This window comes from Methylomonas sp. Kb3, assembly GCF_002834115.1.
GTDB classification, from domain to species: Bacteria; Pseudomonadota; Gammaproteobacteria; order Methylococcales; family Methylomonadaceae; genus Methylomonas; species Methylomonas defluvii.
Genome location: NZ_PIZT01000001.1, coordinates 1 through 16,118 on the forward strand (window position 1 = coordinate 1; position 16,118 = coordinate 16,118).

The following is a 16,118-nucleotide window of genomic DNA, read 5'->3' on the forward strand; positions in this document are numbered from 1 at the left end:
GGCGTCGGCGCGAGTGGCTAAGCGGCCTTCGATGGCCGCTTTTTCCAGCGCAGCGGCTTCCGCCACCATGCTACTAATGGCGTCGATACAGTTGTTCAGGTTGTTTTTGATGGTGTTGAAATCGCCGTTGTAGTGGTCGGTGATTTTCGCCGGAATCGCCCCGCGAGAGATGTTGTCCACGTACTCGGCGGCGACGTTCAAGGGCCCGATCACCGCATCCAGGGTGTTATTGACGCCTTCGACAATCTTGCGGTAATCGCCTTGGTATTGGCTGGCGTCGGCACGGGTGGCTAAGCGGCCTTCGATGGCGGCTTTTTCCAGCGCAGCGGCTTCGGCCACCATGTTGGAGATCGCGTCGATGCAGTTGTTCAGATTGTTTTTGATGGTGTTGAAATCGCCATTGTAGGTGTCGGTGATTTTGGTGGGGATCGCGCCTTTAGAGATGTTGTCCACGTAGTCGGCCGCCACGTTCAAAGGTCCGATCACCGCATCCAGGGTGTTGTTGACGCCTTCGACAATCTTGCGGAAGTCGCCNTTATTGACGCCTTCGACAATCTTGCGGTAATCGCCTTGGTATTGGCTGGCGTCGGCACGGGTGGCTAAGCGGCCTTCGATGGCGGCTTTTTCCAACGCAGCGGCTTCGGCCACCATGCTGCTGATCGCGTCGATACAGTTGTTCAGGTTGTTCTTGATGTTGTTGAAATCGCCGTTGTAGGTGTCGGTGATTTTCGCCGGGATGGCGCCTTTAGAGATGTTATCGACGTACTCGGCGGCGACGTTCAAAGGGCCGATCACGGCTTCAAGCGTGTCGTTAACACCTACGACGATTTTCCGATAATCACCCTGATGTTTAGTCGCATCTGCACGGGTAGACAGCTGTCCTTCTACGGCTGAGTGGGACAGCATGACGGCATCGGCAATCAAGGATTGCACCGAGAATACTGTGGCTTTGACACCCTCATTCAGTTGATTGAATTCTAAGCCGTAGTTATGGCTATCGTTTTGCGGCATTTGGCCGCGCCCGAACAAGGTCATGGCATGAATCATGGCATTGACAGGGCGGAGCACCCCCATGACGATGTACCAACTCATCGCCAGGAAACCCAACAAGAACAAGGACACGACTATCATCGTAGTATTGATAGTGCCGCCTAATCGCGCCAAACGGGCATCCAAACCGGCATATAGCAACTTGCTAAATCCGCCTGCTAACGAGAAGTTTTGTTGGATAGCCTGAGTCAAGCTGTTGAAATAATCGCTGCCGGCAAGCTCAAGTTGCCCGCGTTGTAAAATTTCCGTTTCAGTCAAGGTCAGTGCTTGCTTGGCTAAGGCGGTGGCTTTTTGCAAATCCGTGCGGAGTGCGGGGTTCATGCTGCCGATTTTGGGAATATTCTCGTCGATCATCGCTAGGGTTTCTTCAGCATTCGCGATTAATGCTCGCAGGTAAGCGGCTTCTGCAACAGTCACGGCTTTTCGCTGCAAAATCGGAGATCCCACGCCTCTGAGCATACCCAATTGTTCGGACAGCTCAGGAAATAAACTGATTGCCAACACTTGGGCGTAATAGGTATCGGCTTCCGGATCCAATCCTAGTCCCGATGCATCAGCCACTTTGCGGTTAAAAGCGTGCAATTGACTAATGAATTCGCCATGCTTTGCAAGATTGGTTTGTGCATCAAATTTGCTAGCCGAAGCCGCCAGCTCTTGCCATTTTTCCCTAAGCGCTTGCCAGGCCAAAGTCAGCTTTAATTCTGCCAACCGTCCGTCCAATGCGGAGATACCGGCGATTTGCTGATTGACTTCGTTGCGTTTCGCGTCCCAGCGGCTCGCTTCCTGTGTGTTGCCGGCGATTACCATCGCGTTCAAGCCACGGTGCTCTACCACCAGTTGCATCAGTTTGATGGTCTCCGTAGAGTAATCGACACCTTGTTTTTCCTTTAATGCGAAATCCTTGTCTGCGATATTGTCATTTATCAAAAAGTAGGTTGGCACTGCGAACATAGCAATAGCCAGAACCACTAAGGCAACAAACTTTTGCCAAAGCTTAATTTTGCTGAATACGCTAGAAATCTTTCCCTCTTTAAAGGGGTTTTTAACGCGACCGGCTTTGATATCGGCATATAGCGCGGCCGCCGTATCAACTTCGCTGCGTGCTGGCTTGAAGCGGATAGATCGGTAACCAATCATCTGGCCTTCGTTGTAAATTGGCGCGACATTGGCTTCCACCCAATAGAAATCGCCATTTTTGGAACGGTTTTTTACCAATCCGCGCCAAGTGCAACCGGCGGAAATGGTTCGCCACATCCATTCATAGGCCTCTTCCGGCATATCCGGGTGGCGCACAATGTTGTGCGGCTGCCCCAGCAGTTCCGATTCCGTGAAGCCACTCAGTTTGATGAAAGCCGGGCTGACACTGGTGATATAGCCACTCAAATCGGTGGTAGAGGTGAGAATGTCTTCTTCGGAAAAATGTAATTCGACGTCAGTAACGGGTTGATTATTTCTCATGACTATTTTCCTTAGTGTGTAATTGGCTTTTTTCCAATTTGGCTCAAGCCTGTGCCACGTGCATATTGCCCTGAAGCTTGTGCTCAAAGGCGCTAACCAATACGGGTACATCCAAAATTAACGCCACTTCGCCACTGCCCAAGATCGTGGATCCACCCAGCCCCTCTACATGGCCGAATAATTTGCCAAGCGGCTTGATAACCGTCTGAAACTCGCCGATTAAGCGATCAACGACCAGCCCGGTTTTGACACCCGCCGAATGCACAACGACGACATTAGGTCTACGCGGTTGGTCTCCGCTGATGTTGAAAAGATCGCGCAAGCGGATAAAGGGCAACACTTCGCCGCGCAAATCCATGTAATCTCTATCATTCAAATCGCCGGACAACTCCAGACACTCGACAACCCGGTCAAGAGGAATCACGTATGACGATTTACCTACACCCACCAAAAATCCATCAATGATGGCTAATGTCAGTGGTAAACGAATTCGGATGGTAGAACCTTGGCCCGGCCTGCTTTCAACTTCGATGTCGCCGCGTAAATCGGTCACGTTCCGTTTGACCACATCCATGCCTACACCGCGCCCGGACAGATTGGAAATTTGGCTGGCGGTTGAAAAGCCGGGTTCGAAAATCAAGCTATAAATTTCATGGTCGCTTAGTTTGGCGTCGGCTTGCACCAAACCTTTTTCGATGGCTTTTGCCAAAATTCGATCACGATCCAGACCACCGCCATCATCGCTAACTTCTATGGCGATGCTGCCCGACTCGTGGTAGGCGTTTAATCTGAGTTCGCCGCGACTGGGTTTGCCGCGCGCGGCGCGGACTTCGGCAGACTCGATACCGTGGTCCATGGCGTTGCGGACTAAGTGCATCAGCGGATCGCCGATTTTTTCGACAACCGATTTATCCACTTCGGTGTCGCCGCCGGTAATGACCAAGGCAATATCTTTGCCCAGTTCTTTGCCGACATCGCGCACCACTCGCTGGAAGCGGCTGAATGTGGCACCTATCGCCACCATTCGCAGTTGCAATGCACCGTCGCGCACTTCTTCGACCAAGCGCATCATTTCGCTGGTGGCTTCCAATAGCGCGGAATCGCTGGTCTGTAAGGCACGCAGATTGACACCCGCACCCGAAATAACCAGTTCGCCTATCACATCGATGAGTTTGTCCAAGCGCTCGGCGTCTACCCGTATGGTTTGGTTTTCTCGGGCTTTGTTGTCTTTAATCTGCTGCTGTTTTTCCAACGCCGCATTCACCAGCGGCTGTTGCACCACTTGTTGATCGACCAAGATTTCGCCAAGGCGGGTATTCGGTTGCGGGACTTGCGCCTGCTGCGCGTTGAGGCCTTCTTGTAGTTCACGTTGGGTAATGACCCCGCTTTTCAGCAACAGCTCGCCGAGTTGGGCATTGTCTTCGCCCAGCGAATTGATCAGTTCGACGTAGTAGGGAATTTTGTCTTCCAGCGGCAAAATGTGGATGTAACTGCCTTCGCGAACAAAATCGAACACGCTTTCGATAGCGGCTTAGTCTGCGTCGCTTTTTAGGACAATTTCAAAACCCAGATAACTGCTCTCGGGGTCCATGCTCTCGGCGTCCGGCATTGCATGACTGAAAGTAGTCAGCGACATAATCTCGCCTAGCGTTGCCAAATAGCGGATGAAAGACAAGGGATCCATACCGTCGCGTAGACAGTTTTCGCCGAATTGAATAAACAAATGCCAATTGCCGCTGTCGATTACGCCGCCACCGCTGGCTTCGAGCGGTTCGCCAGCTTGTTGCACGGTAGTCATCGCCTGCTTGGGCTCAGGCTTCAAAAAAGACTCCAAGCCATCCAGTAATTGTCGTTCGGCATTGGTCATCGCCGGGTTGGCGTTTACTTCACCGTCGGCCACTGCTTGAATCAGCTCAATCATATGGTCGCAGCAAGGTAGCAGAATGGCGACCAGTTCCGGCGAAACGCTCAACTTTCCGTCGCGCAAGGTATCAAGCACGCTTTCCACCACGTGGGTGAAGGCAACGATATGATCCAGACCGAACAATCCCGCCGACCCCTTAATGGTATGTGCGGCTCGGAAAATGGCGTTAATCCGTTCGGATGGCTCCTGATCGTCTTCCAGCCCGAGTAAGCCGTCTTCCATGTCTTGCAATAACTCCAGACTTTCAATCACAAAAGTCTTCAGAGCATCCCGCATTTGATCATCAAAACTCATTTCGCATACTCCTTAGTTTTGGGTCAGCACGACCTGATCGCCAAAAGTACCCGTCAGATTCGCTAGTTCCAGCACATCCAACACGGCTTTGCTGTGCATCACGAAACGCAAGCTCTTACCCAAATGCGCGGCTTCGCGTTTAATTAGAATCAACAACTGTAGGCCGGCAGTATCGATTTCGGTGACATTGGCAAGATTGATCTCCAAATCATCCCCAGCCGTTAGAAACATCAGCAGATTGGATTTCTGATCTGCCGCGTTGTAGATGGTTAATTCGTCTTTAATGGTTAGGCTGGGCATGGACGATCTCGCTAGACATAGACAGAGGTACTTATATGAATCGGCGGAAACGGGATGAACGACCGCTGTTCATACTTCGATCAAGGCAAAATTAACTTGGAAACGGCCGCTAACATTTGCGCCGGCTGAAACGGTTTGACCACCCAGGCTTTGGCGCCCGCAGCTTGGCCCTCCTGCTTTTTGCCTTCCTGGGATTCGGTGGTCAGCATAATGACCGGGGTAAATTTATAGGCCGGTAACTGTTTAAGTTCCTTCACGAAGGTAATGCCGTCCATATTCGGCATATTGACATCGGATATGATGAGGTGAATTTTCTGGCCGTTGAGCTTACTTAGCCCATCCTTGCCGTCGCACGCTTCTATTACTTCATAACCGGCGCCTTTCAGCGCAATACCTACTACCTGACGGACCGACGCCGCATCGTCTACTACCAATATCGTTTTTGCCATATGCTTAATATCCTAGAAAAAAGTGATGTCTTGTGATTGAGGTTCAACGGCTCGACTGCCATGACCATGGGCGTGGTGTTCGGATTCCATGGTGTAGGTGCTGGTCAAGCCGCTTAAAATGTGGTCCGCATCTATCGGCCGCAACGCAAATACACCGCCGGCATGACTGCGGTTGAGCTGTTTGGGGAAATCGGCAATGCTGTCTTTGACGTGTTCCAGAATTTGGCCGATCCGGTCTTGAAATTGAAAATGCACCAAGGATTCGTCTATCTCACCTTTTATGGCCTGCGCCGAATGGCTTAAGTTGCTTGAATAGCCCTGCAATTTGGTAAACACGTCATGCAGGTTATCCATTACCGATTGAATATTGCCGTTACAAGCGGAGACCGCTTCGGCCTCGTTTTGCGCGCTTTTTTCCACCGCTAGCAAGGCGGTTTGAATAGCAGAGCTAACTTGCTCGACTTTGGAGCCGATCTGCTTACCGGTTTCACCGGACAAGTTGGATAGCTTTCTAACCTCGTCCGCCACCACGGCAAAACCGCGGCCTGCTTCGCCGGCCCGAGCCGCTTCGATAGCGGCGTTTAAGGCAATCAGATTGGTTTGTTCGGCAATCCGCGCCACTTCCTTGGCCATCTGCTTAAGTTCATCAATAAAGCCCGCCAAGGAGCGAATTTTCTGCAAAACCGCCAAATTTTCCTGCAATGCCGCATCCATGGAGCTCACCACTTTTTGCAAATTGGTGTTGCTGTTTACGAATACTTCTTCGCCGTTGCCACCGAGAGTGGAATGGGAGGATCTTAAAGCCGCTTCCAGATTATTGGTAATCCCGGCAAAGCGTTGAGTCAACAACGTAATCGCCTGCTCGATTTGTTGCCGGGTCGAATCGATTTGTGCTGCCCATACCGGCGTGACTTGCTCGGCAAACCGATCCAGACCGGAAATATAGTTTTCTATTTCGGCTACCGATAAGGCGGGGGCCTTGTCAGTCAAGGTATTTTGCGTAGCGGCAACACAGCGTTTTTTGGTCACCCAAGCGGCTATTCCTGCCGACATCAATGCAACGCAAATCATTACCGCAAATTGGAATATAGACATTTTGGCGTAATCTCCCTGGTTTTTTTATGATTTCGCAGCCCTCTGCCGCCGATCATTTCGGTTCAGTGGCCTGGAAATTCAATGTGGAAAAAAGTATAGGCAGGAAAATTCGGTTTATCTAGAAAGCTACCGACAAATTGTAGGGTTAGTCCCACAACTTATGATTAATTTGCGAAACTGCTAACGGAAGTCGCTTGCAATGCGTGTTTAAGGCTTTTAAAGTGCCAAGCTGTTTTATCCCGTACTACAAGGACATCCGCTTTCATGACTGAATATCCCGAAAAATCTTGCAGCATCGACCGTTTGGTCCGACACCCCAAATTAGTGGCGGCAACGCTGGCCGGCGACAAAACCCAGCAACGCCGCGACGGTTTATATGCCTACCCCGGCGAAACCTTTGTATTGGAAGACGTCGTATTTGAAGTAACTAGCGTGGAGCGCCAAAGAATAGGCGATATGAGCGACGCGGACGCCCGGGCGGAGGGTTATCCGAACTTGGCAATGTATAAGGATTTAATATTGAAAATGCACAGCGGCATGGAGTGGAACGAGGACGGACTAGTCTGGGTGCATAGCTTTAAGCGGCAACAGCCGGAATAAGAATACCTTTCTCGGCCAGCTCCCGCAGCATCGGCGGGCCGGCGGCCATTAAGGCTTGGCTATCCAGTTGCGGGAATTCCGTGGCAACCGCTTGCAAGCACTGCTCGCCGGTCATCGGCCCTTCATCCTGCAAAATTTGCAGCAAGCGTATGGTCAAACCGGTGGTTTTCAGAAAATGCACGCAGTCGAGATTGTCGCGGTAAACGATCAAGCAAGTGGTTTGCTCCGGCGGTTCTAGCGGCAAAAAGCCGGGGCCTATTGCCTGTACCGGATAACGGTAAAGCAACGGCCAGGCCAAGGGCGATAACGCGATGCTGCGCGGCAACAACTTATCCAGAAAATCGCTGTCACCCAATATTGGTGTGTCCTTGGCAATCGACAAAGCCATTTCCACCCATTCGTAATGTGCCAATTCCAACAGAAATGGATAATCGTCCGGATTATTTCGTTCGTTTTGTAAATACGCTAAAAACTCTTCGGCAATTTCCGAGAAATAGGGTGTTTCGCAGCGATGCCGGGTAAAAAAATCCTGAGTGATTTCCTGCCATTGCGCATCATTCAGGATGGCTCGCAATACCGGAAAATTGCTGGCAATAAAGCTGTCGATATTGTTGAAAAACAAATCCCGATACATGGCCATACGCCGCGGCTCGACATCTGCCGGCGGCGGATTGTTTTGCGGATCGCGAATATACGCGGCAAACTGGTCTTGGGTAGCCTGAAAATCGGCAGCCATTAGGCTACCTGTTTTTGCCGACCAGCCGCATAGTGCTGCTGAATGGCTTGGATGGTATCGACTTCCTGGCTTAATTCAAGCAAGGAGGGAATGTTGAAATCCCGCTCCAGCAGGGTAGGGAACACGCCGAACAGCTCGTAAGCCTTGCCCAACAAAGTCCAGACCGGATCGATCACCGGCGCGCCGTGGGTATCGACCAGAAAATCCTCTGCTTCCATATAATGGCCAGCAATGTGCGCGTATGCGATGCGTTTGGCAGGCATGGCTCGCAGAAAGGTTTCGGCATCGTAGCCGTGATTGACACTATTCACGTAGATATTGTTGATGTCGATCAGCACATCGCAGTCAGCTTCGGTAACTACCGCGTTGAAAAAATCGATTTCTGCCATTTCCTGTCCCGGCGAGGCGTAATAAGAAATGTTTTCGATGGCCATGCGCTGTTCCAGAATGTCCTGCACCCTGCGAATACGCGCGGCAACATGCTTGACAGCATCTTCGGTGAATGGCATCGGCATCAAGTCGTATAAATGCCCGCCATGGCTGCAATAGCTAAGGTGTTCGCTGTAGAATTTGATCCCGTGCTCGCGCATGAACACTTTCAAATCGTGCACGAATTGCTCGTCGAGAGGATCGCTGCTGCCTATCGACAGCGACAGGCCATGACAGACAAAATCAAAACGCTCGGTCATGGCGCGAAACTGTTTGCCGAACTTGCCACCGATGGTCATCCAGTTTTCCGGCGCCACTTCGTAAAAGCCGACATGGGCCAGCGGCGACTCGACAATCTCGCTCAAAAATGAACGCCGCAAGCCTAAGCCGGCACCGTGAACGAGATTGCGAACGCTATCCATGACTTACTCTTCCGGTGCGTCCGGTGTTTCCGGTTTGTGGGTAGAGCGCCAGAACAAGGCTAAACCAATCGCCACCAATACGCCCAGGATATACATTTCGTATTTTTTGACCTGACCCATGATGGACTCGGCAAATTGGCCGAAGGTGTAGCCCAGATAACCGACCGCTATTGCCCAAATCCCGGCGCCGAGAAAATTCAGCAAGAAAAACTTCAAGGGATGAATCTTGCTGGCCCCGATCACAAACGGCGTGACGTTACGTACACCGTAGAGAAAGCGAAATCCCAAAATTACCGGGATCTGATGTTTGTGCAGCAAATCGAAAACCTTGTCGGTTTTGCTATGCCAAAGCGGACGTTTCTCCAGAAAGGCGATGCCTTTCCAACGGCCCAGATAGAAAAAGGTCTGGTCGCCGGCAAAGGTACCCAAAAACGCCGTCAGCATCACCCATTCCAATTGCAAATAGCCGCCGTGCGCTAAAAAGCCTGCGATGACCAGAATGGTTTCACCTTCCAGATAAGTACCGATAAACAAGGCTAGATAGCCGTAATCGATAACCAGCTGCTGTAAATCATTAAAATCCATAGTGTCGGTCTATTGGCGATGAGTCGAAATTAATGGCTGGCTGCTTTGTCTGCATCCATTTTGCTCCCGCAACTACCTTCTTCGTTTTTCATCATGGCGCCGCAGCTATGTTCGCCGGCTTTTTTGTCACCACCCATCATGGCACCGCAACTGCCTTCTTCGGCTTTCTTAGGCTTGTCGGCGCCGTGATCCATGCCGCCCATGCTGCCCATACTCATCATGCCGCCGCCGGTCATCATGCCCATGCCGCAAGCGCCTTCTTTACCCTTCATCATCGCGCCGCAAGCGCTTTCCATGCCTTTTTTCATTTTGCCACCGCTCATCATGCCGCCGCACATGCCTTCGCCGCATGAGCCTTCGGTTTTTTTCGCTTCAGCTTTTTTGGTCTCACTTTTTTTGATGCCATTGCCGTCCATTGCATTAGAGCCACACGCGCCCTGACTGATTTTGCCGTTTGAATGCTCTGCATGCGACGTCGCAACTTGCATATAGCCGCTAGACAACTCGGAAACGGCGAATGGGTTGGCATCGGCCTGCGCGTTGACAGCCATGCCGGACAAAAGCGCACCGCCCATCGCGGCGGCCAGCGGAGATTTATTAAATTTTTTCATGCGATTATCCTCTCGTGTGATTTTTTAATTATGTTGCTCCAGCATGCAACTGCCGGGGCTTACGACTGACGCGAAATATTTATGACTCTACTCCGATTATTGCATATTCAGTCTAAATTCTTTGCCTTAAATTCACAGATATCGGCGATGCAGCAAGCGCCGCAACGCGGCTTCCTGGCCACACAAATATATCGGCCGTGTAGAATCAGCAGATGGTGCGCGTCTTTCTTGTATTGCTTGGGCACGGTTTTTTCCAATTCGCGCTCCACTTCCAGGACATTTTTGCCCGGCGCCAGGCCGATGCGATTGGCGACCCGGAAAATATGCGTATCTACGGCGATGGTCGACTCCCCAAATGCGGTGTTTAAAATCACATTCGCCGTTTTGCGGCCCACCCCGGCCAGCGCCTCTAGTGCTTCCCGCTGACGCGGCACTTCTCCGCCATGCTGTTCCAGTAGAGTCTGACAAAGTTTTATGACATTTGCCGCCTTGCTGTTGAATAAGCCGATGGTTTTTATGTGCTCCTTCAAACCGTCTTCACCCAAAGCCAGGATCGCTTGCGGTGTATTCGCCACCGGAAACAATTTGGCAGTCGCCTTGTTGACACCCTTGTCGGTCGCTTGCGCTGACAACACCACCGCCACCAATAATTCGAACGGTGTAGTGAAATTCAGTTCGGTGGTCGGATTCGGAGTGGCTTCGGCCAAGCGCTGGAATATCAGTAGGCGTTTTTCGTTATTCATGCTCAAAAAAGGATTCAAAGCCAAGCTTTCCAGGATTCTCCCGGCTTGCAAGGCAAATATTGGTGGCGTCGTTACTTGTTCACTAAAGGAACTAAGTAAGGAGTCAACTAAATTGTCGCATTTAGTTTGGAACCAAACTCGCGCGCATCAAGTCACTAGCTAGCACTCAGAATGGGTGCGGAAAACCACAACAATTCAATTCGGGGGAATTATGAAAACATTTACTGCCATTACCATTAGTGCATTACTGCTCTCGAGTGCCGGTGTATTCGCCGAAGAACATGCTACCGAAGCCTTGAAGCATGCCGAACAGGCTGTCACCCACGGCAAAGCCGGCCATAGCCCCGTCTTGGTGGAGCATGCCGAAGCGGCCTTAACCCATGCCAAGAAAGGTGCTGAAGTCGCCAAGGGCGAATCTAAAACGCATCTCGATGCCGGGGTAAAATCCCTGGAAGGCGCAATTGAACACGGCAAAATGGGACATGCCGATGTCGCTACCAAAGCGGCAGAAGAAGCCGTTGACCATATCAAGGCGGGCAACAAGTAGATTCTTAACCGCTAATCAATAGATCCATTTGCGATCAAATAGGTAGAGACGCAAAATTCAGCGTCTCTATCTACTTCCCTAAACTGAAACCGCACCGGCGATATGTCGATGTGCCTGATAATCCAGCAGTTCAAAGTCGGCAAATTCATAGGAGAATAACGATTCCGGCCGGCGTTTTAATTGCAGCCGCGGCGGTGTCAAGGGTTGCCGGCTAAGTTGCAATGCAACTTGCTCAAAATGGTTGCGATAGATATGCACGTCACCGAACGACATGATTAACTCACCGACTTCTAAGTCGCATTGCTGTGCCAGCATATGCGTTAACAAGGCCACACTAGCTTGATTGTAAGGCACCCCTAAAAAGCAATCGGCACTGCGCTGCGTCATCATGCAGGACAATTTGCCGTTAGCGACATAGAACTGATACAACACATGGCACGGTGGCAGGGCCATTCGCCCGGCTGCGGCATTCTCGCGCGGACCGACGGTTTCATCCGGCAAAAATGCCACATTCCAGCCGCTGACGATGTGTCGGCGCGAATCCGGTTTATTTTTTAAACCGTCCAACAAAATTTGCATCTGATCGTAGCTCTCGCCATCCGGCCCCAGCCAGTTACGCCATTGCGCACCATAGACAGGCCCCAACTCGCCGTCTGGCGTGGCCCACTCATCCCAAATCGTTACGCCGTGATCGTTCAAATATTGGATATTGGTATCGCCGCGTAAAAACCACAACAATTCATACGCAATGGATTTGAAATGTAACTTCTTAGTCGTAAGCAACGGAAAACCGTCCGCCAAGTTGTAACGCATCTGCCGACCGAACACTGAGCGAGTACCGGTGCCGGTGCGGTCACTTTTGTCGATGCCGTTACTCATGATGTCGGCGAGAAGATCCAGATAAGGTTGCATAGCGCTCTTAGGTCGAAAATTGGCGGGCAGTATAACTTGCCGGCTTGATGAATACGACTGTCATGGCTGTGTTTCATGAGTCGTGATGGAGGCAGCCGAGAGCTTTAGAGGTGCGGCAAAATGGCTGGTCGATCACCATGAGAAGAGTTGCGCGGCTACCAGCCAGCTACACGGTTTTGTACATGCCGGATAAGCTCCCGGCGCTGTATGCCTTTAGCCATCTGCGTGTTCAGTTTGAGATAAGGGGTGGCTTTATCGCCCAAGGATTCCGAGAAAAAGCAGCGTGTATTTCGCTCAAGTGCTTTCGCGGCGAACATGGCTGCATCTGCGTTTTAAGCGGCTGGATATTGCTGAAAAGACTGATACACTTCGCCGTCGAGCTCACTTCCGGAAATTAATAGCCGGCAAAAACCACCGATTTTTTGCGCGATGCCAGGCTGGCACTGGGCAATAGAAAAAATTTATTTACACTGATCGCGAGCTGAGTAATAGTTTTGTTTCGGCGATTAATCAACAGGAATCCAATGAAAAATCTGTTCTTCGTTTTTGCCCTGTGTCTGTCCGCGGATAGTTGGGCAGGGGTATTTAAATGCACTGATGCCAGCGGCCACACGAATTATCAATCGTCACCCTGCACGGTGGAGCACAAAGCGGTGCAAATGAATACCAAAACCGGCAGCAGTGTTGATTTAAATGCGCTGGAAAGGCAGCAAGCCGCAGAAGCCGAATTGAAAAAGCAGCAGTCTGCGCAGGAACAAGCCGAGCACCAGGCCAAACTCGACGCCATCGCAAAAAATAAACAAGATGCCCGAGTTCAGAGTGAAATGACACAGACTCTGATCAAGCAAAACCCCATGCAATTTTCCGCATTCGCCATTCCACCTTACGACCCGGAAAAACTACCCGCGCAAGTCAAACCCTTCGAAACGCGCCTGCCGGATGTCGAAAAATTCCGCAGGCTGGCCGCACAAAAAGCTTTAGCCAGCGGCGAGTGTCAACGCATCGAAACCGATGAACTCACTGGGAAGAGCAAACCGGACCAGCTAAATTTTCTGATAAATTGCAGCAGCGGCAAAACCTTTTTGTTCAACGAGGCTGATCTCGTTCAACCATGATGGTCGGCAAAACGCTGTTTATCACCGGCTGCTCTTCCGGCATCGGTTATCACACCGCTCTGTTTTTGAAACAGCGCGGCCATCGGGTGATTTGCTCCGCGCGTAAGCCTGAGGATGTAGAGCGTTTGCGTGGTGACGGCTTCGAATGTCTGCAACTTGATTTGGCGGATTCGCCGAGCATTCAACGCGCGGTAAACGAATTAATCGCGCTGACCGACGGCAAGATCGATGCACTGTTCAACAACGGTGCCTTCGGCCAGCCCGGCGCCGTGGAAGATTTGAGCAGGGATGTGCTGCGTCACCAATTCGAAACCAATCTGTTCGGCACCCACGAATTAACCAACCTGCTATTACCGCTGATGCGCAAACAGGGTCATGGCCGGGTGATCTATAACAGCTCGGTACTAGGGTTCGTGGCGATGAAGTTTCGCGGCGCCTATAACGCCAGCAAATTCGCGTTGGAAGGCTTGGCGGACACCTTGCGCTTGGAATTGCGCGGCACCGGCATTCATATCGTGTTGATCGAACCGGGACCGATAGCAAGCCGTTTCCGGGAAAATGCCTTTGCTTTGTATCAAAAACATATCGATGCCGAGCATAGTTTTCATAAAGACACCTACAAAGCCATGGAAGCCCGGCTGCAAAAGCCCGGCCCGGCGGCACCTTTCACGTTACCGGCTAGTGCAGTCGCTGAAAAAGTGGCGCATGCATTGGAGTCGAATCGGCCGAAAATTCGCTACCGGGTGACGGTGCCCACGCATTTGTTTGCCTGGTTGAAACGGCTGCTGCCCAGCGCATGGCTGGACAAGCTGCTAGTCAGCGTCGAATAAGGCCGCAGCGGCATTTTTTCGTCACCGAAAAAACCATAAAAACCGCTATAAACAGGCTAGCAAACAGAATGAACTGTGCTATTATCCCGGCCCAACATGTAGTGGTTAAAGCGGTTGGGTTAGCAGCTATATGTTCTTATAAAAATAACTGTGAGGTTCAATACATGAAAATTTTAAAAAGTGCTGTTATCGCGTTCTCTTTAGCTGCTGCCATGGGTTCTTTTTCAACAGCTGCCGTTGCTGAATCTGATCCAGGTAGAACTGCTTACAAACCTACCGATGTAATCAATGAAGTTGTAGCGCGTATTACAGCTGCCGAGGCAGCAATCAACAATGGTGCTGAAGATGCTGCCGTTGTCGATTTGATCCAAAAAGCGGCTGGTTTTATCAAAGAACTGAACGCAAACGACAAGGTTGCCAGATATGCCGATAAAGCTAGAGGCCATTTGAAAGCAGCCATTACTGCCGCTAAAGCCGCTAACTTGCAAGAAGCCAAACAACATTTAGCTGCCGGCAAAGAAGGCGTTGAAGCTTTGAAAAAAATGCTTTAATTCTGTCCCGGGGTGTCTTTCGGGGCACCCCGTATTTTTTCATTCCTCCCCGTTCATTGCCATCTCCGGCAATAGCTACAAATAATACTGATGCTTCTCTAGCTGGGTTTCCAACCAAGCTAATAACGCCCTCGCATTTTCAAACTTTGTCCCAGCTAAATCGAGCGTGGCCGAGTGATTTAATGCTTGCCAACGATTCACCAGTGTGTGCAGTTTAGCGGCGTTGGTCGCCGTGAAATGAAACTGTTCAAGCAGCTGTTTGTATAACGCACTTTCCGATGTTGGCAGCGATCCTCTGAGTGTAGTCAGCACGGCGATCATACCTTCGACGTCAGCAATACGCGCCTGCACCCAAGCCATCACCAACTCCTCATTGATTTTCTCCAGTGCCGATTCGGCATTATCCGAAACCACTTTTAAACAGTGAATCAATTCGCTGGAACTGAATTTAACGGCTATTTCGTAAAACGCCGCAGCCTCCATATCGCGCAGATTCTCGTCGTTGTACTCGACATCGGCGCTGGATAAGGTAATTAGCGGCAGGGTGGTGGGGCAAAGGGCATCGAAAGCCAGTTGCGGATAAAAACGGCGTTGGGTTTCGGCGTCGGTGATTTTATCGGCCAAAAAGCAACTGCCTAGCGCCTGGTGGCGATGTCCGGCGATGCCGAAATTGAGCAGGATAGGTTGGGTTGCCTCGGGAAATTGCGCCAGCGTATAAGCCACCGCGCCAGCCATCGCTATTTTGCCAACACCGCTAATCACCAAAACGATGTCGGCGTTTTTGTAAATCGCAAAGGGCTGCTTTTGTGGTAGTTTTTTTAGTCGCCATGCCTGAATTAACGGTTTGGCTTCACAGGGCAAAGCGACAAAGATAAAAGTTGATGGTGCAAAGTCAATCACAGTTTTTAAGAAAATTCCCTTATATTTTAATCAATTGTTGAATATTCATGATAATTCACATAAATTTAAGATTCGTCAATTTTCAAAGGGAGACGTGCCGTGACTGAAATGAATTCCGTAGCTAACAACACCAGTTCAAATAACTTACACCTGGTGACAGCATTGCAGGAGGAGCGCTCTGCCGTCTGGGCTTTGTATTGTCAACTCGCCGAAATGAAGCCATTCTCCAGCGAGAACGCAATCAGGCCAATGTTGTCTGAGTTTTCGCAACTGCTGATAGATTACATATCCTTTGGTCACTTCAGCATCTACGAACATCTAATAGCCGAAAAGCAGCATCAAACTTCAGCGTTGTCTCACGCGGAAAAGATATATCCGGCATTCTCCAGCATTACCGCGTCGGCCGTTACTTTCAGCGACACTTACGACGATGGCAGGCGTAAATTTAATACCGCGAATTTGGCTCAGGATTTATCCATGCTTGGCGAACGGCTGGCGGAACGCATGGAGCTGGAAGACCGGCTGTGCTCCATGCTGCTGCATTGATGCGCAGATATTGCCCCTGAA

Annotated in this window: 20 protein-coding genes; 7 read left to right on the forward strand and 13 right to left on the reverse strand. The window is 50.8% G+C overall.

What is annotated here, in order from left to right:
* The 6 genes from CWO84_RS00005 to CWO84_RS25110 all read right to left on the reverse strand — a co-directional run.
* Window positions 1–2,508: PAS domain S-box protein (locus tag CWO84_RS00005; RefSeq protein ID WP_117433610.1), on the reverse strand; the 2,508-nt coding region annotated here is incomplete at its 3' end.
* A gap of 43 nt (window positions 2,509–2,551) precedes the next feature.
* Window positions 2,552–4,024 carry a chemotaxis protein CheW gene (locus CWO84_RS00010; RefSeq protein WP_346426953.1) on the reverse strand — a complete coding sequence of 491 codons (1,473 nt, stop codon included), beginning with the start codon at window positions 4,022–4,024 and terminating at the stop codon, window positions 2,552–2,554.
* A gap of 15 nt (window positions 4,025–4,039) precedes the next feature.
* The gene (locus tag CWO84_RS25210; RefSeq protein WP_346426954.1) at window positions 4,040–4,726 is read right to left on the reverse strand and encodes an Hpt domain-containing protein; all 687 of its coding nucleotides are present in this window, start codon (window positions 4,724–4,726) and stop codon (window positions 4,040–4,042) included.
* 12 nt (window positions 4,727–4,738) lie between these two features.
* Entirely contained in the window at window positions 4,739–5,026 is a 288-nt protein-coding gene (locus tag CWO84_RS00015; RefSeq protein WP_033158482.1) for an STAS domain-containing protein, read from the reverse strand.
* An 80-nt stretch (window positions 5,027–5,106) separates the two neighbouring features.
* A complete protein-coding gene (locus tag CWO84_RS00020) occupies window positions 5,107–5,475 on the reverse strand; it encodes a response regulator (protein ID WP_020484376.1) in 369 nt (122 codons plus the stop codon).
* 12 nt (window positions 5,476–5,487) lie between these two features.
* On the reverse strand, window positions 5,488–6,570 hold the full coding sequence (locus tag CWO84_RS25110) for a methyl-accepting chemotaxis protein (RefSeq protein WP_276308135.1): 1,083 nt from the start codon (window positions 6,568–6,570) through the stop codon (window positions 5,488–5,490).
* 264 nt (window positions 6,571–6,834) lie between these two features.
* Here CWO84_RS25110 and CWO84_RS00030 point away from each other — a divergent pair, with 264 nt between their 5' ends.
* Complete coding sequence (locus tag CWO84_RS00030) at window positions 6,835–7,170, forward strand: ASCH domain-containing protein (protein WP_033158484.1); 336 nt, start codon at window positions 6,835–6,837, stop codon at window positions 7,168–7,170.
* Here CWO84_RS00030 and CWO84_RS00035 read toward each other — a convergent pair.
* The 5 genes from CWO84_RS00035 to nth all read right to left on the reverse strand — a co-directional run bounded on the left by CWO84_RS00035 (window position 7,148) and on the right by nth (window position 10,696).
* Window positions 7,148–7,906 (reverse strand): putative DNA-binding domain-containing protein, encoded by a 759-nt coding sequence (locus CWO84_RS00035; RefSeq protein WP_101051453.1) that lies wholly within the window; start codon window positions 7,904–7,906, stop codon window positions 7,148–7,150. The two genes, CWO84_RS00030 and CWO84_RS00035, sit on opposite strands and share 23 nt — an antisense overlap.
* Window positions 7,906–8,757 carry a DUF692 domain-containing protein gene (locus tag CWO84_RS00040; RefSeq protein ID WP_101051454.1) on the reverse strand — a complete coding sequence of 284 codons (852 nt, stop codon included), beginning with the start codon at window positions 8,755–8,757 and terminating at the stop codon, window positions 7,906–7,908. The genes CWO84_RS00035 and CWO84_RS00040 overlap by 1 nt, the downstream gene beginning before the upstream one ends.
* Window positions 8,758–8,760: 3 nt before the next feature.
* Window positions 8,761–9,342, reverse strand: a complete 582-nt coding sequence (locus tag CWO84_RS00045) for a DedA family protein (RefSeq protein ID WP_101051455.1) — start codon at window positions 9,340–9,342, stop codon at window positions 8,761–8,763.
* A gap of 29 nt (window positions 9,343–9,371) precedes the next feature.
* Window positions 9,372–9,953: a hypothetical protein gene (locus tag CWO84_RS00050; protein WP_033158488.1), complete on the reverse strand. Its 582-nt coding sequence runs from the start codon at window positions 9,951–9,953 to the stop codon at window positions 9,372–9,374.
* A gap of 107 nt (window positions 9,954–10,060) precedes the next feature.
* Entirely contained in the window at window positions 10,061–10,696 is a 636-nt protein-coding gene (nth, locus tag CWO84_RS00055) for an endonuclease III (RefSeq protein ID WP_101051503.1), read from the reverse strand.
* Between the two features lie 211 nt (window positions 10,697–10,907).
* On the opposite strand from nth, the gene smbP reads away from it, so the two are divergent.
* Window positions 10,908–11,243 (forward strand): small metal-binding protein SmbP, encoded by a 336-nt coding sequence (gene smbP / locus CWO84_RS00060; protein ID WP_101051456.1) that lies wholly within the window; start codon window positions 10,908–10,910, stop codon window positions 11,241–11,243.
* 78 nt (window positions 11,244–11,321) lie between these two features.
* Here the strand turns inward: smbP and CWO84_RS00065 are convergent, their stop codons facing one another.
* The gene (locus CWO84_RS00065; RefSeq protein ID WP_033158491.1) at window positions 11,322–12,155 is read right to left on the reverse strand and encodes a thymidylate synthase; all 834 of its coding nucleotides are present in this window, start codon (window positions 12,153–12,155) and stop codon (window positions 11,322–11,324) included.
* A gap of 137 nt (window positions 12,156–12,292) precedes the next feature.
* Here CWO84_RS00065 and CWO84_RS00070 point away from each other — a divergent pair, with 137 nt between their 5' ends.
* The 4 genes from CWO84_RS00070 (at window position 12,293) to CWO84_RS00085 (ending at window position 14,651) form a co-directional block, all read left to right on the forward strand.
* Complete coding sequence (locus CWO84_RS00070; RefSeq protein WP_033158492.1) at window positions 12,293–12,553, forward strand: hypothetical protein; 261 nt, start codon at window positions 12,293–12,295, stop codon at window positions 12,551–12,553.
* Window positions 12,554–12,679: 126 nt separating this feature from the next.
* A complete protein-coding gene (locus tag CWO84_RS00075; RefSeq protein WP_033158493.1) occupies window positions 12,680–13,270 on the forward strand; it encodes a DUF4124 domain-containing protein in 591 nt (196 codons plus the stop codon).
* Window positions 13,267–14,100, forward strand: a complete 834-nt coding sequence (locus tag CWO84_RS00080) for an SDR family oxidoreductase (protein WP_033158494.1) — start codon at window positions 13,267–13,269, stop codon at window positions 14,098–14,100. Before CWO84_RS00075 ends, CWO84_RS00080 begins: the two co-directional genes overlap by 4 nt.
* A 164-nt stretch (window positions 14,101–14,264) precedes the next feature.
* On the forward strand, window positions 14,265–14,651 hold the full coding sequence (locus CWO84_RS00085; protein WP_033158495.1) for a hypothetical protein: 387 nt from the start codon (window positions 14,265–14,267) through the stop codon (window positions 14,649–14,651).
* A gap of 75 nt (window positions 14,652–14,726) precedes the next feature.
* Here CWO84_RS00085 and CWO84_RS00090 read toward each other — a convergent pair whose 3' ends face one another.
* Window positions 14,727–15,551 carry a hypothetical protein gene (locus tag CWO84_RS00090; protein WP_033158496.1) on the reverse strand — a complete coding sequence of 275 codons (825 nt, stop codon included), beginning with the start codon at window positions 15,549–15,551 and terminating at the stop codon, window positions 14,727–14,729.
* Between the two features lie 108 nt (window positions 15,552–15,659).
* Between CWO84_RS00090 and CWO84_RS00095 the strand changes: the two genes are divergently transcribed.
* Window positions 15,660–16,097 (forward strand): Rsd/AlgQ family anti-sigma factor, encoded by a 438-nt coding sequence (locus tag CWO84_RS00095; protein ID WP_033158497.1) that lies wholly within the window; start codon window positions 15,660–15,662, stop codon window positions 16,095–16,097.
* Window positions 16,098–16,118: the final 21 nt, after the last annotated feature.